Genomic DNA, 25,277 nt, shown 5'->3' on the forward strand with positions numbered 1-25,277 from the left:
CCTGTGCCAACCGTCGCAAAGCTTGCATTTCACTACACTGCAGCGTTTTGAATCTGGAAAACGATTGCACGCCCTTGTTTTGACGCAATTTTTCGAAAACGAATTGACAAGCCTTCTTGCAACCTGTTATCATAGACATCAAATTCAATACGCTTTTCATCCAGAGAGGTTGAGGGACTGGCCCTACGACACCTCAGCAACCATCGACTCGTTCGAAACGGTGCTAATTCCAGCAGAAGTTATCTGGCAGATGAAAGGAACGAAGTGCTTGACCAAGCGCATCTTCTCCTTTTTGCCGGGAAGATGTGCTTTTTTTGTGATAAGGAGGAAAACGAGATGACCGTTCAAAGTAAACAGCTAGCAACCATTGCAGTGCACGGGTCCTATCGACCGGATGCTACAGGAGCCATGCTCCCCCCCATCTACCAGACGACGGCCTATGCTTTTCAGGACGCAGACCACGCCGCACGATTGTTCAATCTTGAAGAGGGCGGCAACATCTACACACGGATCAACAACCCGACGAACGATGCCTTCGAACAGAAGATCGCAGCGCTCGAAGGAGGTGTGGGCGCACTGGCCACTGCCTCTGGCCAAGCAGCCACTACCCTGGCGCTGCTCAATATCTGTACCTCGGGGCAACACATCGTGGCTGCCAATACACTCTACGGTGGAAGCTATAGTCTCTTCGCAAACACCTTTGCAAAAATGGGCATTGAAGTGACCTTCGTGGACCCCGATGCCTCTCTCGAGACTATCGCGCAGGCATTTCGCCCCGAGACGCGGGCTCTCTTTGCGGAGACCATCGGCAACCCGGGCCTTAATCTACTGGATTTCAAAAAATTCTCAGCCCTCTCGGAAAAATTCAACGTCCCACTGGTCATCGATAACACCTTCGCGACGCCCATCTTGTGCCGCCCCCTCGAACTGGGCGCACATATTGTTGTACACTCCGCAACAAAATACCTGGGGGGACACGGTAACAGCATGGGAGGGGTGATTGTGGACGGTGGGGGTTTCGAGTGGGATCCAGAAAAATTCCCGGGACTAACGGAACCCGATCCTAGCTATCACGGCATGCGCTATGTAGATACCTTCGGATCCGCTGCCTATATTGTCAAAGCTCGCGTTCAGCTTCTGCGTGACCTCGGTCCCACCATTTCTCCCTTCAATGCTTTTCTGATCTCACAGGGTATGGAGACACTACCGCTTAGAATCAAGAAACACTGTGAGAATGCTCTGGGCCTCGCCCGTCATCTTGAAAAGCATCCCGATGTCAGTTGGGTCTGTTATCCGGGTCTAGCTAGTCACGACAGTCATGCCCTGGCCACCCAGTGGATGCCGGATGGTGTGGGGGGTATCTTGACCTTTGGAGTCAAAGGTGGAGCCACCTCCAGCAAGGTTTTCATCGACAATGTAGCATTGGCCACACATGTGACGAACCTGGGGGACACCCGTACCCTGGTCAGCCATCCGGCCAGTACAACGCATCGTCAATTGACCGAAGAAGAACAAAGGGCCTCAGGTGTACTGCCGGATCTCATCCGCGTCTCTGTGGGCATTGAAGATCTTCAGGATATTCTGGAGGATATGGACAAGGCGCTCGCAATCGCCACCACAGAAAGGGAGTGACCCCATGCCCATCGTGATTCCCGAATCCCTACCCGCCGCAACCACCCTCCGGGAGGAAAATATTTTCGTCATGAAGGAAGGCCGGGCCATCCACCAGGACATCCGGCCACTTCAGATCGTGATTCTCAATTTGATGCCTACAAAGATCGAGACCGAAACACAGTTGCTCCGATTGATTGGCAATACCCCCTTGCAGGTAGAGGTCACCCTTCTCCAGACCTCTTCTTATCAACCGACCAACGTCTCTCGAGAGCATCTGCTTCGTTTCTACACAGCCTTCGAAGCCATACGTCACCGTCATTTCGACGGGATGATTATCACAGGCGCACCAGTGGAAACACTCCCTTTTTCGGAGGTAGACTACTGGCAAGAGTTCACGGAGATCTTGGATTACGCTCGAGATCATGTGACCTCCACCCTTCACATCTGCTGGGGAGCTCAGGCTGCTCTCTATCATCGGTATGGTATTGAAAAGCATCCTCTGCCCGAGAAAGCCTTCGGTGTTTTCGATCACTACATCCATCCACATCCCTATCCACTTTTGAGGGGTTTCGATGATCTCTTCGCCGTTCCTCATTCCAGGCACACTGAAGTAAAGACCGAAGAAATCAATAAGCACCAGGATCTCGTGGTACTCGGCGATTCCGAAGAAGTGGGCGCAGGGATTGTGATGAGCCGTGACGAACGTCAGATCTACGTAACCGGTCATTTGGAGTATGATCCCGATACGCTGGATAAAGAATACCGCCGGGACCTGGGCAGGGGACTATCCATCGCACCCCCGAAACACTACTACCGGAAAGATGATCCCGACCAACCGCCGGTCGTTCGTTGGCGGTCTCATGCCAACCTACTCTTTTCCAACTGGCTGAATTATCACGTCTACCAAGAAACACCTTTTCATCTCGATTGAAGAGAAAAAATGCGGCGCATGTTCTGGATTTACCGGAACATGCGCCGCATCAGTTTTCTATTCCTGGGTTTCAGTCTGGACTAGGTTGACGAAGACCCGGGCGATATCCGGATCGAACTGACTACCGGCATGGGCCTCGATCTCCTCGATCGCCTCTCCAAAGGTCATTGCCGGGCGATAGGGGCGCTCAGTGGTCATCGCATCATAGGCATCACAAAGGGCGATCATGCGTGCTTCTACAGGGATCCGTTCCCCCGTCAGCCCCTTGGGGTAGCCTGTTCCGTCATAGCGTTCATGATGAGATAGGATGATCTCTGCAAACTCTGTCATCTCGTGAACGGAGTTCATGATGCGATAGCCGATCTCAGGATGACGCTGTACTTCTCTCCACTGTTTCACGCTCAGTTCCCCGGGACACATCAGGGTCTCCTTCGATAGGGCAATCTTACCGATATCATGGTACCATCCAATCTGCCTCAGATCTTCCACCACATGGGGTTCATAACCCAGTGCATCGGCCAATCGACCGGCTAGATCACTGACTCTTCGGGCGTGCTGTTCTTCCCCCGGGGTCGTCTCATGAAGGTGCTTCATGATCATCTTGAAGATGCCTGATTTGTACCGAGGGCTTTCTACCAGCTTATGCCGATACATTTTCTCCTCAGCTCGTTTCAGTAGGTCCGAAATCGCTTCCTCCGGTTGTGTTTTCGTCGCCCATCCTGTGGAAACCGAAAGCGGAATAGAGCGCACGGTCTCATGACGACACGCCAACTGAATGCGAGTCGCAATCGTCAGCAGATCCTCCTCCGCCGCGTGCGGCAGCAAAATCACAAACTCATCACCACCTAGCCGTGCGATGATCTCATCGGAACGGCAGTGATCGCGCAGGACCCCACCGATGCGCTTGAGCAGTTCATCCCCCGCATCATGACCGAAGGCATCGTTCGTCAGCTTCAGTCCGTTGACATCCGCCATGATGATTCCGATGGGATAATTCCGCTCGGCATCGAGGCGTTGTGATTCTTCCTCAAAAAACCTGCGATTGTACAAACCCGTGAGCTCATCGTGGTAACTCACGTACAGGATTTCTTCCTCTGTTCGCTTGCGGTCCGTGATATCCGTGTAGATACCGTAACCACCCACCACCTGTCCGTTTACAATGATGGGAACACCTTTGATACTAACGTCAACAGGCTTGTCATTCTTACCGTACCGTACCCCTTCTTCTGCGATCTTGTTCCCGCGCAGGAGAATCGTCGTCAAATTCTCAGTGTATTTTCGGTGGGCCCGATTGATAATCACTTCATCGATTTTCCGAGCGATCACATCCTCTATGGCGTACTGGAAAAGCTGGGTGAACTGATCATTGATCTCCAGGATGCGGTGTTCCTTATCGAAACGAACTATCGCATCGGAAGAATTCGTGAACAATGCTTCTGAAGTGATTTTCTGGGTCGCCAGCTCACGCTCAGCCATCTTTCGCGCCGTGATATCACTGTAAATGCCGTAACCACCCACCACTTCTCCCTCGACGATGATCGGCACACCACGCACCGAGAACTCCTTCATGAGATCGCCTTTGGTCCTGCGGTACCCTTCCACAGCAATCTGTTCTCCCGCCAAGAGAATGTCGGTCAGTCCTCGGTTTTCTTTCTCCAAGTTCTCCGGAGCAATCAAGTCGTCGATCCGCATACCCCTGATTTCTACTAAAGTGTACCCAAAGATCTCCGCGAAGGTTTCGTTGATGTCCAAGATCCTCTGTTGTGTATCAATGCGGACGATCGCATCGGAAGAATTTTTAAAAAGCGCTTCAAAATTGATTTTTTGAGATTCGATCTCCTTCTCCGCACGTTTCAGTTCCGTGATGTCAGTATAAATACCGTAGCCACCGATCGCCTTCCCCTCGAACATAATCGGCACACCCTGAACGAGGAAGGTCCTTCCATGCCCCTCCTTATCACAACGTATTCCTTCGGCCGATACCTTTTCTCCATCGAGCAGGGTTTTCGTGAGCGCCGTGTTACGCTCCACTTCCTGTGGCCCCGCGATCAGGGGATCTACGACCATTCCGCGGATCTCATCTATGCTGTATCCAAAGGTACGCTCGAAGACCTCATTGATCTCCAACACACGCTCCTCTGTATCGATGCGAACGATAGCATCGGTGGCATTGGAGAAGAGCGACTCGAAGATCCGATTTTGCTTGATCATTTCCAAACGGGAGCGATTCTCTTCCGTGATATCCCGATAGATCACAAAGGCCCCCTCGACCTTTTTCACCCCGACCACGGGGATCGCCGCTACGATTACTTCGAGCGATTGACCGAACTTGGTGTAACGCACTGCAGATTCTATGTACACGCGTCGATCCTCGATGCGATCAGACCAATACTTTGCCTTCTGGTAGCCCGCCTCATCGACGATGATCCGGTCGAGATCACGCCCGATCAACTCTTCTTCATCATATCCGAATAGCTCGACGAAGCTCTTGTTGACAGCAACAATCCGATGCTCCCGATCCACACGAGCAATGGCATCAAATGAGAATTCAAAAAGCACTTCATCATGTCGATCTCTGAGCATACTTTCACCAACCTTATCGATCTTCTCGAATAATTTGAAAGCTTCTAATTCTATTATACCTATAAAAAGCTGAAATCGCTATGTCGACTTCCTACAAATGCCATAGGAATCAGATTTTTCTCTCAATACCCAAAGAGCGCAGGGGCCGATCTGAACCAATGCAACAAAAAACACCTCTTTCTCAAAAATATCATGAGGAAAAGGTGTTCAGTCAATTGTATGTCTTCGCCGCTCGATTTCTTTCATATTAATTTGCCTTTGGTATCATGGTCTTTAAATCATGGAGATGATACTCTACCGGCAATTCATCGATTACATATTTGCCCATCATCTGATCAAAAGACAAGAGGCTGTATGGACCAGCATCGATAGCAAAGGCACCCAACTCACCGCAGGTTAGTTCCCAGCTCGCACCATCCTTCTTCATGACGCAACCCACCATATTTTCTTCAACTGGTATCGAGCACTGTAGCTGTAGACCGTTCTCGAGCAATAGATACTGTTTCATAAAGATCACCCTTCCTCTCCACACATCATAATTTATGCATCCGTTTGCATAAACACTTTATTTAATGGTAATTATACCACGTGTGCAGGGATTGTCAATGCATAATTATATATTTATATGAATATTATTCACGCCCTCGATTGCAATAGCAAATTGAAATAGTGAGCCAATATGTAACCGATGGACTAATCTAACTGCATCTAAGTAATCCTAGTTTTTCCTCAAAGGCTTCTTCAGGGGTGCTATACCCCAGGATTTTGCGAGGCAATGTGTTACACCAGAGCTCGATCCAAGCAATATACTCAGCAGAGAAGTCATTTAGGCTTTTCCCTTTTGGGATGAACCTCCTGATCATTCCGTTATGCCGCTCGTTAGTGCCACGCTCACCTGAGGTATAGGGATGAGCGAAGTAGACGCTGGTTTTGATGTGCTCCTCTAGTGAAGCTAAACCTGAGAACTCGGTGCCATTATCACTCGTGATGCTTTTGAAGACCTTCGGGGTGAACGCTCCAAATGTGATAGTCAACTCCTCTAGAGCCTCCATAACGGCGTGTGCCGTTTTACTGGGTATCTTGATGATCAACTCATAACGCGTCTGCCTCTCTGTGAGCGTCAAGAGTACAGGCTCTCCCGTGGTCTTCTTGCCGATGACCGTGTCAATCTCCCAATGTCCGAATTCGCTGCGGTCATTGATATGTTCTGGGCGTTCTTCGATACTTGTCCCTAGCTTGAGCTTATTCTGCCGTACGCGAGCGGGTTTACTCGAACGACGAACTTTCAGAGGGAGATCAAGGTTGATGATCTCAAGAAGGCCTAGGTCGATATAGTTGTAAAGGGTCTTCGTACAGACCATTTCTGAGGGTGCGAAAAGCCCTAGTTTTCGAGCTTGCCCAACGATGGCGTCGATCGAATGTTTGCTCTTTCTGAACTGTTTCATTACATGCTTGATGAAAGCTCTGACCTGGAGCAGCTTGTATTGTTTCTTCGAGTTTTCCCGATTACGCTCGTAAATGAGCTGGCCGGTATCTGGATAGTAGATCTTTACCTCGCGGTCGTTTTTGATCTGGGTGACAGTACCTCTTTCGAGCTCGACTCGAATCGTGTTATACGCTCGTCCTAGCTTCTTTGCGATGGCATAAGCGCTGTAGCCCTCTTTGAGCAGAGATGCAATTTCACCCCGCTCAAATGCACTTAGATGTTTATTCTTTCGGTCAACTGGTGTATCATTGATGGTATCCATAGTGATGCCCTCCTTATAATTGTTTGTGGTGAACTAATTATATTACAGGTTGGCACACTATGGATTTTTTATTGTTTCAATTTCATTTTACAATCAAGCATATTATTCACGCATTGCTTGTACCCGATGAAGTGGGTACGAGGGAGAGCCACTGGATTTTTATCGCTCCGCCTTTTCTAAGATCAGCTCCCATCGTTCCTCTACCAAATCTTGTCCCCAAATCTGGTGCGGTACTTCTTCCATTTTCACAAACCCAAAACGAGCGTAAAGGGCTCTTGCGGGTAGGAGCTGACTTACCGTCCAAAGTAAGATCCCGGCATAGTACTTTTCACGACTAAAGGCCACGGCCTCTCGTAAGAGGTTGGTCCCGATTCCCCGCCCCCTGGCCTCGCGATCGAGGAAAAACCACCTGAGCTGAGCCCATCCCTCCGGTGCCTTCACGATGGCCACGGCGCCCACGGGCGACCCCTCTACCTCGGCAATCCAGAGATTCTCCTGCTCAGCATCAAAGTCAGCCCAGAACGCTGTCAAAGGCTCCGCCACATAACGCTCAAAGGTATCGTCGAATCCCTCTTCCTCACCATAGATGGCCACGTGGCGTCGGATGACCCACTCGAGATCCTTCTCCTCAAATGTTCTGATCTTAGCGTTCATTGGAAGGGCTCCTCTCCTGCTGGAATAATGCTTCTGCATAACGTACCATCTCCATGGGGTCTTGTCCGTAGGCATCGGCACCGATCGTCTGAGCATACTGTGCATCGAGCACAGCCCCTCCCACAATCACGCGAGTGTTGGGAAGCTGGTCTTTGATCAATGCGATCGTCTCTTGCATACTGGTCACAGTGGTGGTCATGAGGGCGCTGAGACCGACGAGGGGAATTTCCTCTTGTCGACAAACCTCTAGGATTCTTGACGCAGGGACATCTTTGCCCAGATCAACGACCGTGTACCCGTAGTTTTCGAGCACAACCTTCAAGATGTTCTTACCGATATCATGTACATCGTGTGCCACAGTGGCCAAAAGAATCTTCTTGCTGGGCCCTTCTTCTTGCCCTGCCTGTGCCATTTTTACCTTGAGGACCGCAAAAATCTCCTTGGCCACCTCCGCCGACCGGATCAGTTGCGGCAAAAAGAGTTTTCCCTCCTCATATTGTTCCCCGACGACGTTGAGAGCCGGAATCATCTCATCGTTGATAATCTCCAGGGGATCTTTCTCTTCCAGTAGTTCATCGAGCGCACGCAAGGCCGCTCTCGTGTGCCCCGCCCTAATGGCCTCTGACATCGTCATCATGATGGTCTCAGACTGAGTCGATGAATCGTCGTTAGATTTTCCATATCGGTCGATGAACCCTCTTCCGTCCACATCCGTTCCCCGGAGCAAACGGGCGGCATGAACCGTCTCCACAACAGAAGCCTGCCCAGGGTTGGCGATGACCAGGTCGAGACCCTTGCTGATGGCGAGGGCTGTGAAGGTGCGGGTGATCGCCTCACGGTTCGGTAGGCCAAAGGAGATGTTGCTCACGCCCAAGATGGTGTGCACATCGTATGTCGCTTTGACGCGCTCAAGTGCCTCTAGTGTAGGCTCGACCTGTTCCTGCTTGGCTCCAGCGGGCAGGGTGAGGCAATCCATGACAAGATCCTTCGGATGAACGCCGAGCGCGGTAGCTTTTTTTAGGATCTGTCTGGCGATCTCCAATCGCTCGTCTACCGTTTCCGGTAGTCCGCTGTCATCGAGTAACAAGCCGACCACCGATGCCCCGAAGCGTTTGACCAGTGGGAGTATGTGATCGAGGCTATTCACTTTCCCGCTCACTGAGTTGATCAGTGCTTTTCCTTGGTAGACCCTGAGCGCAGCTTCGAGAGCCTTTGGATCAGAGGAGTCGAGCACAAGAGGCACATCGACCACCGTCTGCAGTTCCATGACCAGCCGTGGTAAAAGCGCCACTTCATCGATACCCGGGAGCCCGATGTTCACATCGAGCAGATCGGCACCTTCTTCTACCTGACGAATCGCTTCCTCGATGAGATAATCGAAGCGCTCTGCTTTCAGAGCTTCCTTCATGGCCGGACGTCCGGTGGGGTTGATCCGTTCTCCAACGATCAGTGGCCCTTGCGCCAAGCGGACAACACGGCGATGGGAGGCCAGCCGGGCGATATGCGAGATCCTTCTCTCTACCAAAGGCGCTTGATCCGCAGCCTGTCGGATCAGTTGGATGTGCTCTGCCGTGGTCCCACAGCAACCGCCCATGATCGAAACACCCCGATCAAAAAAAGTGCGCGCATGAAAAAGGAAAGCCGCATCCGGCTTTTCGTAAACAGTTTGTCCGAATCGAACCGTGGGGAGGCCGGCATTCGGTTGGACCATGATCGGTAGATGCGTGCTGCTGAGAAGATTCTCAATATGGGACAAGAGCCCCTCGGGTCCAAAGGAACAGTTCAGTCCGATGGCCGTGGCGCCCATGCCCTCGAGAACGGTGGCCATGGTCTCCGTGTCTGTTCCCATGAAAGTACGACCGCTCTCTTCAATGCTCATGGTGACAATCACCGGTAGGTCTGTATGGTCTTTTGTCGCCAAGAGTGCACAGCGCGCTTCCTGTAGATCGGTCTGTGTTTCGATAAGCATCAGATCCACGCCAGCGGAGACGCCCAGTTTCACTTGTTCAGCGTACAGAGTGTAGGCTTCGTCGAAATCCAGGTCGCCGTAAGGGGCCATGAGACCGCCGATCGGGCCTAGATCGAGGGCTATAAATCGTTCCTTATCATCTGCTCCAAGTTGGTCAATGGCCTTCCGTGCACAGGCCACCGCCTTCGGAATGACTTCTTCAGGCGTGAACCCGCCCTTTTTCAACTTGATTGCGTTCGCACCGAAAGTTGCTGTAGTGATCACATCGGCACCTGCCAGTAGATGCGCCCTGTGGACTTCTTCTAGCCAATCGGGGTGCTCGATAGCCACAGCCTCCGGTAGCATGCCATGTGGTAAGCCTTTTTTCTGTAGAGCCGTTCCCATAGCGCCGTCAAAAACGATGATCCCTCTTTTGAGCTGCTCAATGAATCGATTCATGTGCGACTCCTTTCTGTCAGACATAGCTTTGCATCGCATTGCAAACATCGGTGGTCACAAGCTACCGATGTTTGCATCAAACCTTCTGGTCCGATACCCACCAGAAATAAAATCGACTTCTCTGGAATCATCAGATGCCCTGCGTTGGTGTGAATCCCCAGTCGTTCTTGTGCGCCGATCAGCGCAAGTAGCTCCTCTTGACTTTCCAACGACAGGTCGCCGTATCCGGGACTGTAGCGTATCCCAACAGTTTGTTCTTTGGATCGGGGCAAATCCCTGTGGATCACTTCGGCCAGCGCTTCGACCAAGGCAGAGGCAGCGGCATCGAAAAGAACACCCTCCGAGGGACGTGTCATCATGCGCTTCTTGATCTGTCGCATGACTTCGTGGCCCAAGGTGCAGGCCACGACCGCCACCTCCTCAGCACCTGTAAGCGTTCGGGCGAGATCTTGCGATAAGAGGGTCGGCCCCTCTTGGAGCGCTACACCCTTTTCCACGCTAGCCAGTCGAAAGACGTGAGCGATGGCCCGCGGATTCGAAATTGCGATGACCTCATCGATGGCCGTTTCAATGGCCATTTCCTGTTCTGAATGGAGTCCTGCTCCCCCATGGTGTAGGTAGGAGAGGAGGGCAGTGCGATCGATCTGTTCTCGCATGCGTTCTTTACGCTTCTTGAGCATATGGCTTCACACTGCTTTCACCGGATTTCTCCGCCTTGAGCATCTTGACGATACTCTGTGTCGATCGAACCAAACGACGGGCAACCTCCGGTTTATTCATCACATACAGATGGATCCCATCAACCCCACTGGAGAACAAGTCGACGATTTGCTCGACGGCATAGGCTATTCCAGCATCGAGCAGTGCATCCGGGTCATGCTCGTAGCGCATGAGTACTTTCCTGAATTTCGGGGGTAAGGTGGCGCCGCTGAGCGCCACCATCCGCTCGATCTGACGTCTATTGAGCACCGGCATGATCCCTGCGAACAGAGGAGAATGGATATCGATCGAGCGCATTTCCTTGCGAAAATCATAGAACTTCTCGTTATCAAAAAACAGTTGGCTGATTAAGAAATCGGTTCCGGCGCCCGCTTTCTCGCGCAGGTGCAGAAGATCGGCTGTGAGGCTCTTCGCTTCCACATGCCCCTCCGGATAACAGGCGGCGCCAATGGAGAAAGCCTCGCGCTTGCGAATCATCCGAATCAAATCGGAAGCGTGGTGGAAGTCCGATGTGAAAGGTCCTTCCGTCTCCGGACGATCCCCCCTTAGGGCCAGGATATTACGGATGCCGCGCTCGGAAAAAGTGTCGAGCACCCTTTCCATCTCTTCACGGGTGGCTCCCACACAGGTCAGGTGGGCGAGAGCATCTATTCCTACCTCCCTTTGGATCCAGTCGGCGATACGCAGGGTTCCCTCGCCACGCTCTGATCCTGCAGCTCCGTAGGTTACACTACAGAAATCCGGAGAAAGATCGGATAACTCCTCAATCGTGCGATAGACCGATCTGAGATCACCCTTTCGCTTCGGTGGGAAGACTTCGAAAGAAATCAGTGGTTTGTTGCTTTTCGCAAGCTCGTGGATGTACATGGTCTCTCCTCCTCTACTGAAATAAAAAAGCGTCGCTTTCTATTGATAGAAAGCGACGCTTGATCTTATAATCTGACGCTCTCATCTTTCATTCCCCTTATCGGGGAATGCAGGATTTAGCACCATGCTTAGGAACAGCTGGTTGCCGGGCGTCATCGAGCCTGTCTCTCGGCCTCTCTTGATAAGAAATGCGATGCAATTGTCTGAATGGTTCTAATTGATAGTCATCCTACCACAGATTGGCACCTGCAGACAAGTGATCAGATGAGAAACCTTCCAATTTCTTCGCAACCGACGCTCGTAGGAGGCCCGCCGACTTTCTCATGGTTTCTGTTGAAAAAAGACCCTCCATTGTGGAGGGTCCGGTTATGACTAATTAAAGTTGTAAGCGGTAACGATCTTTTCGCGATCCGTAGTCTGATCGCGGAAGTACTCGTGACAACAAATGCCCAGATAAGAGCCCGAAATGTTGCACACGTTGTCAAACCCGTTACCCTGGAGAGCCAGTACCGCATTGTAGCTACGCTGCGCAGAGCGGCAGTGTAGGTACACGGGTTGGTCCTTCGGAATCTCATCGAGGCGATTGCGGATCTCGCTGAGCGGGATGTTCACAGAGTTCACGAGGTGACCCTCTGCGAACTCGTCGGGCTCGCGTACGTCGATGATGAAGGCGTCGCTTTCCACGAGGTTCCTCACTTCGGATACGCGCACCTGGTTGAACTTACCGTAGAGCAAGTTCAGACCTACGAGGGCAGCAAAGTTCACGACATCTTTCGCCGTTCCAAAGGGAGGAGCGTAGCAAAGCTCGAGTTCTTTGAGGTCTTCGAGTGTCCCACCCATGGTGATCATCGTGGCGATGACATCGATGCGTTTATCCACGTTGCCGACACCGATGGCCTGTGCGCCGAGGATTTTACCCGTCGGGTATTCGTAGATCAGCTTGAAATGCATAGGGCTACACTCGGGCATCAGACCCACCATATCACCAGGAATCACATAAGCCACATCGTAGCTGAGTCCAGCGGCCTGGCAGGTTTTTTCGTTGAGGCCCGTGGAGGCAGCACCCAGCTCAAAGATCTGAACAACGGAAGAACCGATGACACCGTTATTGTTGTGGTGGATGCCGTACATATGATCAGCCGCAGCTCTCGCCTGTCGCTGGGCGGGGCCAGCGAGAGCCAATCGCGTGGGTTTGCCCGTGATCTTGTGGAAGACTTCGATCGCGTCACCGACAGCGTAGATATCTGGATCGTTCGTCAGGTAATTGTGATCGACCTTGATTCCACGCGTTGCACCGATCTCCAGACCAGCGTCTACGGCTAAGGATGTTTCCGGTGCGATACCAATAGCCATGATCACAGCATCGGCCTTGATTTTTTTATCAGAAGCCAATTCCACTTCTCCTTTGGTAATCTTAGAGACACCATCGGAGAGAACGAGATCGATTCCATTGTCGTGCATTTCTTTATGGAGGAGTTGGGCCATGTCGTAGTCAAAAGGAGCCATAATTTGATCCTGGGCTTCGATCAGGGTTACATTCTTTCCAGCCATCTCGAGGTTCTCAGCCACTTCACAACCGATGAAACCACCACCGACAACAGCAACATCCTGGATCTTGTTCTCGTTGATGTATCCCTGGAGCTTGCGAATATCCACAACGTTTCTCACGACGAATACGTTTTCACCCGTGATCCCCTCGATGCTACGCGGTAAAATCGCATTGGCTCCGGGTGAGAGCACCAGCTTGTCATAGCTTTCCTCGTATTCTTCATTCGTCACGAGATTTTTCACGAGAATTTTCTTCTCATCTCGCATGACCTTGATGACTTCTGAGTTAACACGCGCTTCGATATTGTACTGCTTATCAAACATATCAGGGCACATCAACACAAGGTCGTCAGCTTCCGGCACGATACCCGACAGATGGTAGGGCAGTGAGCAGTTTGAAAAAGAAACATTGGGACCTCTCTCGAACATGACCACTTCTGCTTGTTCATCAATTCGTCTCACACGTGCGGCAACTGATGCGCCTCCCGCTACGCCACCCACGATCAAAATTCTTTTGCTCATTGGTACGCCTCCTCTTTCCGCGTTCTCTATATTTATATGTAGTTCTCCCCCTCCCTACTGAAGGGGAGATGGTTTTGATACCAAGCTGCTTATGCTTTCACCAAGTTGGCGACTTTCTTACCGATGACTCCTCCGACGACCATAGCCACGAGGAAAAACCAACCGGAAAGCGATAAATTGGCGATCGGCGTGTAGAGTGCTCCCACGTTGCATCCATTGGCGAGTCTCGTTCCGAAGCCCATGAAGAAGCCACCCATGGCGAACAGTACGACTTCTTTCGGTGTCACCTTCAGCTCTGCGGTGAACATCTTTTTGAACTGACCGGCGGTGAGCATGAAGACCAAGGTCCCCATGATGATCCCGAAGTTCTGTACGGATACGGGATGCTCAAAGAACGGGAGTAAAAAGGCCGACGGTTTCATCTTCGTGAAGTTCGCGATACTGTCCACAGGTGTGCCGAAGACCATCATGATCTTGCCCCACCATAGACCGTAAGGTGTCGACGCGCCCCAACCGGAGCGTGTTACGCCCATGAGGACCGTGTAGAGCAGGGCCAATACCAGACCACCCTGCAAGAGTGTCCATGGTTTAGCGAAGACACGGTAATAGGTATCTTCACTGAGGACTTTGAAATTCGTGGGGTCAAAAGGTTCGGATGTATCCTGCAGGCGCTCGATATCGAGTCCTTTGTACGTGCCTGTCTGCTTTCTCTTTTTTTCGTAAAGGAACGAAAGGTAGATCACGATACCGCAGAACACTGCGATCAGGCCCAGTGCGCCGAGGTAACCGCCCATTCCATCCCATTGAAAGAGGTCCGGTAAAAATACGCCATTTTTGAAGTTAAGCCCCGTCTCCGACGTGAACCAGGAGTCCCGAACAATCGAAGCACGATTCTGAATCGGAAACCCGACGAACACACCGAGCATGAAGAAAATCAAGGTGACAAAGGCTCGCGGAAGTCCCGTTACGAGGTCCGTCATCACACCAGAAGCACAACACGTGGAAAAGCCCATACCGTAACCAAAGGAAATTCCTCCCAAAATCAATCCAAGGTTGATCGGGTTGATCCAGAGACCGTAAGAAGTCACATCGTTGTTGAAAAGTAGCCCCGCCGTGATCACGGCAGAGATAAAGAACATGAACATCATGGCGCGCATCAGTTTCGTAGAACCTGCGTTCAACGCCCTGTTCACGCTTCCTGCAAAGCCTGTGTATGCTCTAGAAAGCGCGTACCCTAGTCCAATCCCGACGACCAATCGGAAGAATATCATATTGGAAACCAACATCGATTTTCCAATGAACAACAACAGGCCCAACAAGACAAACCCTAGAATTCTTTCCGCTTTTTCCATGGTTACTGAATCGGCTCCCCTCGTGATGGATTGCTCCGATACCATAATTCTTTCTCCTTTATTCATTGTTTCCTCCAAACTCTTGCTTTCATTGAACTGATCCGGACATTCTCTCGAAGTGACACGTTTACGCACTCACACTTTGGAATCATTTTTAGAATGAAAGATGCATGAAAAAATGATCTGAACTATCCAAAGCGAACGCGGGCCCCTTCTCCATGAGTCTCTCCGATCTTTGCCAACTGTTAATGGAATATTCTTGACTCGTCCTAGTACGTTCACAGGAGATTGCTAGCGTACGATTCTCGTAGTGAACGCAATAAACGAACTATTGGGGAGTGTCTTGGGCTCCTCTGGGCCCGATTTAAAAGCGATACGAGAATGCGTCATCCTCCTTTCCTAGTTTGACGATGCCTTCACAATCGATGGTATACGTTTCCTATCTGAAAATAATGTATTCACCACTTGGGTCGATTCTCCATACGTTCGAAGCCTTTGCTCTCTGCTCCACGGGTTGGACCGGCATGGGCCGCGACCTATCGGTCATCCACCCTACGAACGTCCTGCTCCTACTCTGTGGACACCATGGTTCCACTTTTTTCATAGTAGTTGCAGAAAACCTCGACCACTTTATGAAAACTTTAACATTCAGGACTGGAACCTGTCAATTGAATCCCTTCAATAAAAGCCCACTATTAAAGAAACCTTTTCTGACCCAGTTTTTCTAATAGCACAATCCTCACCTACGTTTTCGTTATCCTTACCCCTATCACAAAATATATAAAGGGTTCGCATGTGTATTCTTTCATCAGACCATGCTTGCAGAGTAGATCGCACCGGTATCATATAAAAATCTGGGTACTATGAAAAAGAGAATCATTAAAAGACCAAATCAGAAGGAGGAAGTGAGATGAAAGCAATACAATTGACTGAATTCGGCGGACCTGAAGTACTAATCTATAGGGATGTTAACGAACCCATTCCACAGACGGATGAAGTACGCGTGCGCTTGTTTGCCGCTGGTGTCAATCCGAATGAAACGTATATCCGTACGGGTACTTATTCCTTTTTAATTCCCACACTACCCTATACACCAGGATTCGATGGTGCTGGCATCGTCGATGCAGTTGGTGACGGCGTGAATCACCTGGCCGTCGGTGATCGGGTTTTCGTTGCCGCACTGCTGGCCAAGCGAAATACAGGCACCTATGCGCAAAAAGTCGTTTGTGATGCGAATACTGTTCACCGACTACCGGAGACGATCTCTTATCAGGAGGGGGCCTCGCTGGGGATTCCTGCTTTGGCCGCTTATCGTGCTTTGTTCCACAGGGCAAAGATCAAGCCGGGTGAAAGCATTTTGATCCACGGTGCCAGTGGCGGGGTCGGTTCTCTGGCCGTTCAGATGGCAAAAGGCATGGGGGCCACGGTCATCGGGACAGCCAGCACCGAGAAAGGACAACTCGTGGTGAAAGCCTCGGGGGCCGACCATGCGATCGATCATGTGACGAAAGAGAACATGGACGAAATCATCTCCCTGACCAATGGCCGCGGCCCAGATGCTATCATCGAATTCCTGGCCAATGTGAACTTGGAGACTGATTTAAAAATCATCTCGTCCTATGGTCGGATTGTCGTTGTCGGTAACCGCGGTAGTCTGGAGATCTCCCCTAGGCTGGCCATGATGAAGGAAGCGGCTATTCTGGGCATGGCCCTTTGGAACGCACCACCCAGCGAGTACCAAGAGAGTCTTGCTGCCATTGGGGCCTTTCTACAATCAGGGATATTACGCCCTCAGGTTGGAGATGAAATTCCGATCGAGAATGCAAAAGACGCGCACGAGCAGATCTTGAACCAAAAAGCACACGGGAAGATCATCCTAGCGATTGATTGATTCTACAAAATTATCCAGTTCGTCCACTAGGAGAGGGTTTTGCTCATCTGCCTGCTCTGCTCATGCGAAATGATCGTCACCTTTCTCGCCGATGAACGTGTAATAAAATTGCCCCTGAGAATGCCTTCGTCATGGCACTCTCAGGGGCAATTGCTTTCTTTTCTTTCGTTCTAGCGAACGTCCGCATGAACCCCCCCACTTATTGAAATGTGGGATGAATTGTGGAAGTGCTTTAAACTTTAAACTTCTCAAGCAAATGACGTAATTCTGAAGCCACAGTAGCTAAGCTCTCTCCCATGTGAGCAATTTCTTCAATCGTTGCGGCTTGTTCTTCCATGGATGCTGACACCTCTTCAGTTCCAGCTGCATTTTCTTCTGATATTGCAGATAGATTTTGTACAAGCTCTATGATATTATCCTTATTTTTCTTCATAAGGTTACCTGAAGCATTTAGCTTCACCACGACCGTCTTAATCAATTCACTTGCCTCGGCTATAGCATCAAACTTCGTTTTAGTAGCTTCTACACTTTGGCTTTGTTCATTTACAGTGACTTTCACACCATCCATTGTACGAACTGCGAGTTCGGATTTTGATTTTAGTTCAGTGATTACCGACTTAATATCACCCGTAAATCGATTTGATTCTTCTGCGAGCTTCCTTATTTCATCTGCAACCACCGAGAATCCTCGACCTGCTTCTCCTGCCCTAGCTGCCTCGATCGCAGCATTTAATGCCAATAGATTGGTTTGATCAGCGATATTTTGAATCATCTCACTGGCCGTTTCGATCTTTTCAGCACTCTCGTTGTTACTAAGAATAATCCCATAAACATGATTTGCCGATGCGTTTACATTTTTTGTTTTGCCGACCAGTTCTTCTAGAATGAAAACGCCTTCATCGTTTTGGGAATCTATTCTTTTAAATGCAACATTCAGATCCTCTACGCTTTGACTGTTTTCCTCCATTATGCTAGCGAGTCGTTCCATGGTGTTGTAAGTGTTTTCCGTATCTTTAGCTTGATCATTTGCACCGTTCGCAATTTCTTCGATGGTCCGAGCAACTTCTTCTGCGGCTAGTGATGACTGTTTGGAAGTAGTAGACAATTTTTCTGATGATGAGGCTATTTGCTCTGATGATTGCTTGACTTCATTAATAATGTTTCTAAGATTATTCGTTATGCCCTGTAGTGCATTTGAAAGTTCTCCCACCTCATCATTCTTGTTTTGCAGACTTTCTGGAATATTTTCTACTATGTCTAAGTTAGCAATTTTATGGGCGTACATCGTGACTTCAATTATTGGTTTTATCACAAATTTCTTGACTAAAGCAAATGCAGCTAGACAAACGATCATTACGATGCTAAATAGCATGATGGAAAGGTTATACAAACTGCTTAGCTTTCTAGCTATTACTTGATTTCCTGTGATGAAATTGTTCTCTGCTTCAATGATAAGCACTTCAATATTTTGTTCCATTCTCTCGGAAAAAGGATCGAATTGTTCCATATAGATATTTCCTTCATCAGTCCCTTGATCTATATAGGTGTTTGCCATGACTATTCCCATTTCGTAAAATTCTTCTAAACTATTAGATAGCGTAATAATCATTTCAGGATCAATTCCAAGTTCTTTTAGCGTTTCAATTCTGTTCTTAGCACTCTGATAGAATTCTTCTGCCATATCAAATCCATCATCAAATCCTGGCTTTCCCCTAGTTGCTGATACATCTGTGAGCCATTGTTGAATCTGGATTATATCTTTTTGTAATGATAAAGAAGTAATCATCGCGGGTGAATTTCTATTTTGATGCTCATTGGTTATTGCACTAATATCATGCAATGAATTCACAGTTAAGTACCCAAAAACCCCGATCGCGATAATAATGGAGAGTATTATGAATGCAAACTTAGTTGTCAACTTCATCCTAATGTAACCTCCTCAATGCCTATTGCTTTTTTAAGCTACGTGGTATGACGTTCCAAGTAATTTTCTTGGCTGTTCGTAAAAAACACAGGGAATTTGATCGCATCAATCTTCAACAGATATTCATTGCTTCAGCTTCTTTGCGGTGTTTTTCTTGCGTATAGGATTGGATTATTACCTCCTAACCACTCGTCATTCTTTAAAATGAGGATTAACGAAACAGAAATATTTTACATAATTTAGAATCTATTCTCTATATTGTAAATATACAAATATTATATTCTTAGATGCAAGCAATAGCAAGACTTAATTGGAATTTTTTGTATATTTTATAAGTGCATGATTGTAAATTTCGACCAGAAGTAATTCCACCAAACATTTGACCGCAAAAAGCTAAACTGCTATCAGGATGGGTAGGATAAGGCTCTTTCTCTTTTTCACGTTAAGAACGCTCTAATCTATCATCTCAATCACCACAAAAAATAAAGAAACCCCTGAAAACGCCGTAAACACGGCATCTTCAAGGGTTCATGTATCTATTTTCTTGTCAGCAGAACAACGGTCTCGACATGGTAGGTTTGCGGAAACATGTCCACCGGCTGTATGTTCTTGACCTGGTATCCATTCTTCTCAAGGTAAGCAAGATCTCTCGCTTGCGTTGCCGGTTCACAGGAGATGTAGATCACGCGGCGAGGTGATAGTTCCACTAAGGCCCCGAGGAAATGCTCATCGCTCCCCGCACGCGGTGGATCGAGAAACACCACATCGATCCGCTGCCCATCGGTTGCCATGGCCTGCATGAGTTCGCTGGCATCGGCCTGGTGGAACCAGATGTTCTTCACACCATTGCGATTCGCGTTACCGATGGCATCCCTGACCGCCGTGGCGCTGAGCTCCACACCGATTACGGCCTCAGCTTCTTCGGCCGCCATGATCCCAATGGTGCCCGTTCCACAGTAAGCGTCGAGGACAATATCGCCAGACTGAATCTCAGCCATGCCCAGTGCGATTTCGTAGAGTTTCTCCGTCTGTACCGGGTTCACCTGGTAGAAAGAACTAGAGGAGATTCTGAAGCGTTTACCACGGAGGTGATCCTCAATATATCCTGGGCCATAGAGCGTTTTGCTTTTTTTACCGAGAACCATACTGGTTTGGTAGTCATTCACGTTCTGGATAATCGTGGTGATCTCGGGATGTTTCTTCCGAAGTGCCTGGAGGAAATTATTCTTCGATGGAAAGACCTGCATACCCGTCACCAAAACGACCATGATCTGACCGGTATGGTAGCCCGTCCGAATGAGCACATGGCGCAAGAAACCCTTGCCGCGGTCCTCATCATAGGGATCCAACTTAAAGGTGCTCAGTAGTTTCCCGATCGTCGAGATAATCTTGTTCGCACGATCATCCTGGATGATACATTGATCCACATCGACCACGCGGTGGGTGTTCTCTTCGTAGATGCCCGATCGGATTTTGCCGCGCTGGTCGCGCTGGAAGGTCGCTAGACTCTTGTTGCGATAGTAGTAAGGATCCTCCATCATGATTAGCGGCTGTGGTGTGGTGAAGCGTCCGAGAAGGCTCTTGACCTTTTCTTCCTTGAAGACACGCTGTCCTTCCACGGTCAGGTGCTGGATCTGGCAACCACCACAAGCTTCATAATAAGGGCAGGGTGGCTTGGCCCGAAGGGGCGATGGGCTTTCGAGATCCATCTCCCTGAGCATCTCGCGACCAATTTTGCCACCGAAGTCAATTTGAGCGCGCTCCCCTGGGATCAACCCGGGGATTGCCGTCTCCTTGTTGCGGAGCATGACGACACCCCGTCCCTTCTCATCGAAGGCAGTGCATGTTACGATATCCTTCATCGGACAAAATCCTCCTTCTCAAGTAAAGCGATACTTTCCACATGGTAGGTGTGTGGGAACAAGTCCACGGTCTTCGCGCGCTTGACGCGGTAACCTGACACGGCCAAGGTCTCCAGATCTTCCTTGAGCGTCACAGGATTACAAGAGATATACAGAATCTGAGGGACTCCGTACTCGGCAATACGAGCCGCTGTCTTCTGACCCAGTCCCACTCGTGGTGGATCTACCACAATGAGGTCCGGTTTTTCTTCAATTTCCGGGAGCGTTTGGAATACATCCCCCGCTAAAAATGTCACGTTCTCCAGAGCGTTCGAGCTGGCGTTGTCCCTCGCGGCCTTTACCGCATCAGCGACAATTTCGATTCCATAGACGTGTCGAGCGCTCCGGGCCATTACCTGCGCGATGGTCCCCGTCCCCGAGTAAAGATCGTATATCACCTGATCATGGTGGTTATCGAGGAGTCCGATGGCCTCAGTGTAGAGGCGTTCCGCTCCCGATGTGTTGGTCTGAAAGAAGCTGAAGAAAGACACTTGAAAAGACAAATCGAAGAGACGCTCCTCATAATAGGAGCGACCGTGGATCACGCGCACGTCGCCATCCTTAACCACATCACCGAGATCTCGGTTGACGAGCAGAAGAATCCCCACGATCTCATGCTCCAGTTCTAGATCGAGCAAGAGATCTTTGTAGGCTTCGGTGTCGATCGCGCTAGGGTCTGCTACCGAGAGCCCCACCAATATCTGTCCGGTTTTCTCACCCCGACGGATGACAAGGTGCCTAAGCGTTCCTTCGTGCTTCTTGCGGTGGTACTGACGGACCTTGCGCTCTTCGAAAAACGCAAGCGTTGCCGCCTGGATTCGATTGAAATCCTCGTGCACGATCAGGCACTGGTGCGTGTTAATCACGTCCATGAAACGCCCCCTACGGTGCATGCCCAGGGTCATCGGACCGTCTTTCTCGGCATCACCAAAGGAGTACTCCATCTTATTGCGGTAGTGAAAAATGGAGGGACTCGGGACGATCCCCTCGTAGGTTTCTTCATCCCATCCCATCAGTTCTCGGACGGCGTTAGATTTCAATTGCAGCTGGTCATCATAACCAAGCTGTTGCCTTTGGCAGCCGCCACACGCCTCATAATGAGCACAGGGAGGTAGCACGTGATGCGTCGCCGGCTCGAGCACAGCAATCGGTTTTGCTTCCGCTTTTTCTGCGCGCGTACGCTTCACTCGTGCCAAGACCGTTTCGCCGGGTAGGGCATGCTTGATGACCACCGGTTTTCCTTCAAACCGACCGATTCCCTTGTTCGGAAACCGGAAATCCTCTATCTTCACTGTAATCTCTTGATTTCTTTTCATCGGATAGCCTCTTTCACGAGTAACTCATAAGTTTCCAGATAATAATCAGCATCTTTGGCGATGGCGTCGCGATGGGCTGCCGACACTTCATCGAAAATAGCCACAACGTCCATTCCGGCTGCTTTGGCTCCTTTGACTCCGGCATGCGTATCTTCGAAAACGAGACATCTCTCAGGTGTCACGTCAATACGAGACGCCGCTTCCAAGAAGACATCAGGGGAGGGTTTTCCACGCCCCACCATGTCGGAGGTGACGATCTGCTCGAAGAAATCCTCGATCCCATTGTTCCTCAGTACCTTTTCTGCAAGGGTCAGCGAATTCGATGTCGCGATGGCTATGCGTTTGCCGGAATCTTTGAAGGCTTGAAGGAGTTCTAGAATCCCCTCTTTGACGAAAATTTTCTCCTCGTAGAAGGTCACCGTGTGGGCGTGAAACTCCTCCATAATAGCCTCGGGACTCTCCGGAAGACCGAAGGTCTCCTTGAAGTATGCTGCCGTCTCCTGAAAGCCCATTCCCTCGATCTCCTTGCCCAGGTTTTCGGGGATGTTGAGATTCCGTTTTTCCAAAAATGTACGATCGACCTCGAGCCACAACCACATGCTGTCCACCAAGGTTCCATCCAGATCAAAAATTACTGCATCGTAACCCATCATTTTTTCAAAAGTCATTCTACCACTTCCATTCTCATTCCTTTTGTCTCTTCATATATCAGGAAAAAAGATGGGTTGCCCCATCTTTTTAAAAATCTTTATTCTGTAGTGCTTCAACCCGCTCTTGGGCTCTGTTGAGCAACCCTCTCTGGTTCAAAATGACACGGGTGTTCTCACCTTTGCCGATCTTACCAACCTCATCGTAAGCTTCCATCGTCAAGTAGACGTAGTTGCCCTCCACATGATCCACCGACACTTTCACCGTCACCTTTTCACCCATAACCGTGGGTTCCGTGTGATCGACCATTGCTTTTTTCCCGACAGAGATGTAATCTTCGGGTAGTTTTGCATCAACGAGCTCAGCACCCGCCTCTAACATCATCTCGAGTAATGCGGGGATGGCGAAAAGCGTCTCCAGCTTTCCACTGCCATAGTGCATGGCTGTTTCATCCTCCGTCACCATACGCTGTACTGTGACCGATTCTCCTCGCTCATAATGTGGAATCTTGATCATGTCTTCACCCCTTTCGGTTCTTATTCCATAGATACCAAAAGAGGTGAAGCTCTAATCAATACTTTGTATTGATATAAGCATCGATCAGTGAAGGCTTCGTCTCTTCGCAAAACACATTGCGATGCTTGAGACGCTTGAGGATCAGGGTGCTTTTCGAATGAAAAATGGCCCTTGGATAATCTTGAATGACGATCTCATAGAGCTGACCTCTTAGAGATGGACTATCCGTTTTAACAAAATAAGCCTCGATCCGATGGTAACCCGCTGCCTCCAACAGGTGGAGCAGCCCTCGGTCCTTCTCATCGTAGTAACGAAGGGCACGATCCCGATGATCATCGGCGCTTTCGGGGTCCTGAAAGGCGAGTTCATCGGCTCGTATCAACTCGTGTTTTGCCATGACATTATAGTACTGATAATTGAAAAGACCTTGTTCGAGGGTGTGATACGGTGTAGAAAACGGCTCTGCATCCAGACTGTGAAAATATCTCACATTCTCCACGATGTAGTCCGTTTTATCCAACTCCCCCAACTCAAGTCTATCGATCAGTTGATCGCGATTTCGCGAAAAATCATCGATCAAAGCTTGTTCTCTTATCCCTTCTTGCACAGTGTTCCCCCATCTTCTAACGATAGCAATCGAAAATCCAAGTAATCACAAGCTGTGAGGTAAACCATCGTTTCTTTCCAGCAACCTTTGTACCCCATCTTGAAGGCCTTCTCTGTGTGCAGATGGCCGTAAATAACCGTCTCCACTTCATACCGTTCGATCAACTCGGTGAACAGAGAGGGTTCCATCTTATCATTGGTCGGTGGATAGTGCAACATGGTGATGATCCGATGAAAACCTTCTTTCTTCGCAGCGGCCAGACTCAACTCCAACCGTTGTGCCTCCCTACGGTAGATTTTCTCGTCATGTTCGGAAAAGGTGGCATCGTTCGGGCACAACCACCCCCTACTACCGCAGATGGCTATCTCTTTATGGACATAAAAATTATTGTGTAGAAAGTCGATCGATGGATAAAGCCCTTGCATCTTGTTCAGTGATGACCACCAGTAATCGTGATTTCCCTTGATGATGATCTTGCGACCCGGTAGGGCGTCAATGGCCAAGAGATCTCGATCAGCTTCCTCCAGACTCATGGCCCAGGAAGTATCCCCACCGATTAACACGAGGTCCTCATCCGTCACTCGCTCCTGCCAGTCCCTCTTGATCTTATCGAAATGACCGATCCAGTGAGCACCGAAAACATCCATGGGTTTATCCGTCGAAAGACTCAGATGTAAATCGCTGATCACATAGATCATCGCATCACTCCTTGTCCGTTTCTAGAACTTTGTAACGAGGCATAGCCTCTTTCATCTCCTCGAGCAGCCTCTCAAGGGCATCAGCATCCCCGTGCCCGATGTCATAGATCTCTTCAAAACGCTTCCTAAAGGATAAGGCTTCTTCCGTGCGGTCGCTTAAGAAGAGTACCTTGAGATTGTTGACAATGTCAGCCACTACATTGGACTTCTGTTCGAACATCATCTGCGCATTGATGACCTCATTGCGGATCTCGGTCATCTCATTATCGAGCTGCCATGCTGCCTCCGCCGAACTCTTTAGCCGTTTGCGCACCTCTGCTGGGATGTTCTCCTGGTACTTGTAGTTCAAGGAGTGCTCGATTGTCGCCCAAAAGTTCATGGCCAGAGTTCGGATCTGGATTTCCGCCAGGATCTCCCGCTCTCCCAAGGCTGTCTGAACGGGATACTTGATGATCATGTGGTGGGACTTATAGCCGCTCGGCTTCGGGTTGTTGATGTAGTCCTTCTCGTACATGATCATCAGGTCTTTTCCATCGCGTTCGCGCAAGAGCTCGGCCACTCGAAAAATATCCCCTGTGAACTGACACATGATCCGGATCCCGGCGATATCCTCCATCTTCTCTTCAATTTCATCGTCTTCCATATGATAGCGCTGGGCCTTTTCGATGATACTCGAAATTTTCTTCACCCGACCGGTGACAAATTCGATCGGCGAGTAAAGACCTAGGTCTCTATATTCCTTGCGAATCGCTTTGAACTTGACCTTCAGCTCTTCTATGGCCTGTTCATAAGCGATCAGCATTTCTTTCCATTCCCGATTGTTCTCCATG

20 protein-coding genes and 2 riboswitches are annotated in these 25,277 nt (G+C 49.6%); of the genes, 3 read left to right on the forward strand and 17 right to left on the reverse strand.

What is annotated here, in order from left to right; translation table 11 throughout:
- The first annotated feature begins 153 nt into the window (after window positions 1-153).
- A riboswitch (SAM riboswitch) is annotated at window positions 154-257 on the forward strand.
- 79 nt (window positions 258-336) lie between these two features.
- Both ACULM0_RS06275 and metA read left to right on the forward strand, forming a co-directional pair.
- The gene (locus ACULM0_RS06275; protein ID WP_463679574.1) at window positions 337-1,632 is read left to right on the forward strand and encodes an O-acetylhomoserine aminocarboxypropyltransferase/cysteine synthase family protein; all 1,296 of its coding nucleotides are present in this window, start codon (window positions 337-339) and stop codon (window positions 1,630-1,632) included.
- Window positions 1,633-1,636: 4 nt separating this feature from the next.
- Complete coding sequence (gene metA / locus ACULM0_RS06280) at window positions 1,637-2,545, forward strand: homoserine O-acetyltransferase MetA (RefSeq protein ID WP_463679575.1); 909 nt, start codon at window positions 1,637-1,639, stop codon at window positions 2,543-2,545.
- Window positions 2,546-2,602: 57 nt separating this feature from the next.
- Here metA and ACULM0_RS06285 read toward each other — a convergent pair whose 3' ends face one another.
- The 9 genes from ACULM0_RS06285 to ACULM0_RS06325 form a co-directional block, all read right to left on the reverse strand.
- On the reverse strand, window positions 2,603-5,128 hold the full coding sequence (locus ACULM0_RS06285) for a PAS domain S-box protein (RefSeq protein ID WP_463679576.1): 2,526 nt from the start codon (window positions 5,126-5,128) through the stop codon (window positions 2,603-2,605).
- A gap of 247 nt (window positions 5,129-5,375) precedes the next feature.
- Window positions 5,376-5,636: a hypothetical protein gene (locus tag ACULM0_RS06290; RefSeq protein WP_463679577.1), complete on the reverse strand. Its 261-nt coding sequence runs from the start codon at window positions 5,634-5,636 to the stop codon at window positions 5,376-5,378.
- Between the two features lie 190 nt (window positions 5,637-5,826).
- Window positions 5,827-6,876: an IS30 family transposase gene (locus ACULM0_RS06295; RefSeq protein WP_463679578.1), complete on the reverse strand. Its 1,050-nt coding sequence runs from the start codon at window positions 6,874-6,876 to the stop codon at window positions 5,827-5,829.
- A 159-nt stretch (window positions 6,877-7,035) separates the two neighbouring features.
- The gene (locus tag ACULM0_RS06300) at window positions 7,036-7,530 is read right to left on the reverse strand and encodes a GNAT family N-acetyltransferase (protein WP_463679579.1); all 495 of its coding nucleotides are present in this window, start codon (window positions 7,528-7,530) and stop codon (window positions 7,036-7,038) included.
- The gene (locus ACULM0_RS06305; protein ID WP_463679580.1) at window positions 7,520-9,937 is read right to left on the reverse strand and encodes a homocysteine S-methyltransferase family protein; all 2,418 of its coding nucleotides are present in this window, start codon (window positions 9,935-9,937) and stop codon (window positions 7,520-7,522) included. The genes ACULM0_RS06300 and ACULM0_RS06305 overlap by 11 nt, the downstream gene beginning before the upstream one ends.
- On the reverse strand, window positions 9,934-10,617 hold the full coding sequence (locus tag ACULM0_RS06310) for a hypothetical protein (protein ID WP_463679581.1): 684 nt from the start codon (window positions 10,615-10,617) through the stop codon (window positions 9,934-9,936). The genes ACULM0_RS06305 and ACULM0_RS06310 overlap by 4 nt, the downstream gene beginning before the upstream one ends.
- Complete coding sequence (gene metF / locus ACULM0_RS06315; protein ID WP_463679582.1) at window positions 10,601-11,524, reverse strand: methylenetetrahydrofolate reductase [NAD(P)H]; 924 nt, start codon at window positions 11,522-11,524, stop codon at window positions 10,601-10,603. The genes ACULM0_RS06310 and metF overlap by 17 nt, the downstream gene beginning before the upstream one ends.
- 78 nt (window positions 11,525-11,602) lie before the next feature.
- A riboswitch (SAM riboswitch) is annotated at window positions 11,603-11,712 on the reverse strand.
- 184 nt (window positions 11,713-11,896) lie between these two features.
- On the reverse strand, window positions 11,897-13,594 hold the full coding sequence (locus ACULM0_RS06320) for an FAD-dependent oxidoreductase (RefSeq protein WP_463679583.1): 1,698 nt from the start codon (window positions 13,592-13,594) through the stop codon (window positions 11,897-11,899).
- Between the two features lie 89 nt (window positions 13,595-13,683).
- The gene (locus ACULM0_RS06325; protein WP_463679584.1) at window positions 13,684-14,991 is read right to left on the reverse strand and encodes a YeeE/YedE family protein; all 1,308 of its coding nucleotides are present in this window, start codon (window positions 14,989-14,991) and stop codon (window positions 13,684-13,686) included.
- 865 nt (window positions 14,992-15,856) lie between these two features.
- On the opposite strand from ACULM0_RS06325, the gene ACULM0_RS06330 reads away from it, so the two are divergent.
- Complete coding sequence (locus ACULM0_RS06330; protein ID WP_463679585.1) at window positions 15,857-16,837, forward strand: NADPH:quinone reductase; 981 nt, start codon at window positions 15,857-15,859, stop codon at window positions 16,835-16,837.
- Between the two features lie 232 nt (window positions 16,838-17,069).
- On the opposite strand, the gene ACULM0_RS06335 is transcribed toward ACULM0_RS06330, so the two are convergent.
- The 8 genes from ACULM0_RS06335 to ACULM0_RS06370 form a co-directional block, all read right to left on the reverse strand.
- Window positions 17,070-18,761, reverse strand: coding sequence for a methyl-accepting chemotaxis protein (locus ACULM0_RS06335; RefSeq protein WP_463679586.1), 1,692 nt, complete (start codon window positions 18,759-18,761; stop codon window positions 17,070-17,072).
- Window positions 18,762-19,297: 536 nt separating this feature from the next.
- The gene (rlmD, locus tag ACULM0_RS06340) at window positions 19,298-20,623 is read right to left on the reverse strand and encodes a 23S rRNA (uracil(1939)-C(5))-methyltransferase RlmD (protein ID WP_463679587.1); all 1,326 of its coding nucleotides are present in this window, start codon (window positions 20,621-20,623) and stop codon (window positions 19,298-19,300) included.
- A complete protein-coding gene (gene rlmD / locus ACULM0_RS06345) occupies window positions 20,620-21,978 on the reverse strand; it encodes a 23S rRNA (uracil(1939)-C(5))-methyltransferase RlmD (protein ID WP_463679588.1) in 1,359 nt (452 codons plus the stop codon). Before rlmD (ACULM0_RS06345) ends, rlmD (ACULM0_RS06340) begins: the two co-directional genes overlap by 4 nt.
- On the reverse strand, window positions 21,975-22,646 hold the full coding sequence (locus tag ACULM0_RS06350) for an HAD family hydrolase (protein ID WP_463679589.1): 672 nt from the start codon (window positions 22,644-22,646) through the stop codon (window positions 21,975-21,977). Before ACULM0_RS06350 ends, rlmD (ACULM0_RS06345) begins: the two co-directional genes overlap by 4 nt.
- Before the next feature lie 70 nt (window positions 22,647-22,716).
- Window positions 22,717-23,142: a thioesterase family protein gene (locus tag ACULM0_RS06355; protein ID WP_463679590.1), complete on the reverse strand. Its 426-nt coding sequence runs from the start codon at window positions 23,140-23,142 to the stop codon at window positions 22,717-22,719.
- A 55-nt stretch (window positions 23,143-23,197) separates the two neighbouring features.
- Window positions 23,198-23,749, reverse strand: coding sequence for a DUF6648 family protein (locus ACULM0_RS06360; RefSeq protein ID WP_463679591.1), 552 nt, complete (start codon window positions 23,747-23,749; stop codon window positions 23,198-23,200).
- The gene (locus tag ACULM0_RS06365) at window positions 23,734-24,447 is read right to left on the reverse strand and encodes a metallophosphoesterase (RefSeq protein ID WP_463679592.1); all 714 of its coding nucleotides are present in this window, start codon (window positions 24,445-24,447) and stop codon (window positions 23,734-23,736) included. The genes ACULM0_RS06360 and ACULM0_RS06365 overlap by 16 nt, the downstream gene beginning before the upstream one ends.
- A 4-nt stretch (window positions 24,448-24,451) precedes the next feature.
- Window positions 24,452-25,276, reverse strand: a complete 825-nt coding sequence (locus ACULM0_RS06370) for a GTP pyrophosphokinase (protein WP_463679593.1) — start codon at window positions 25,274-25,276, stop codon at window positions 24,452-24,454.
- Window position 25,277: the final 1 nt, after the last annotated feature.

This window comes from Halotolerantifilum yawarlongkerapense, from assembly GCF_054506745.1.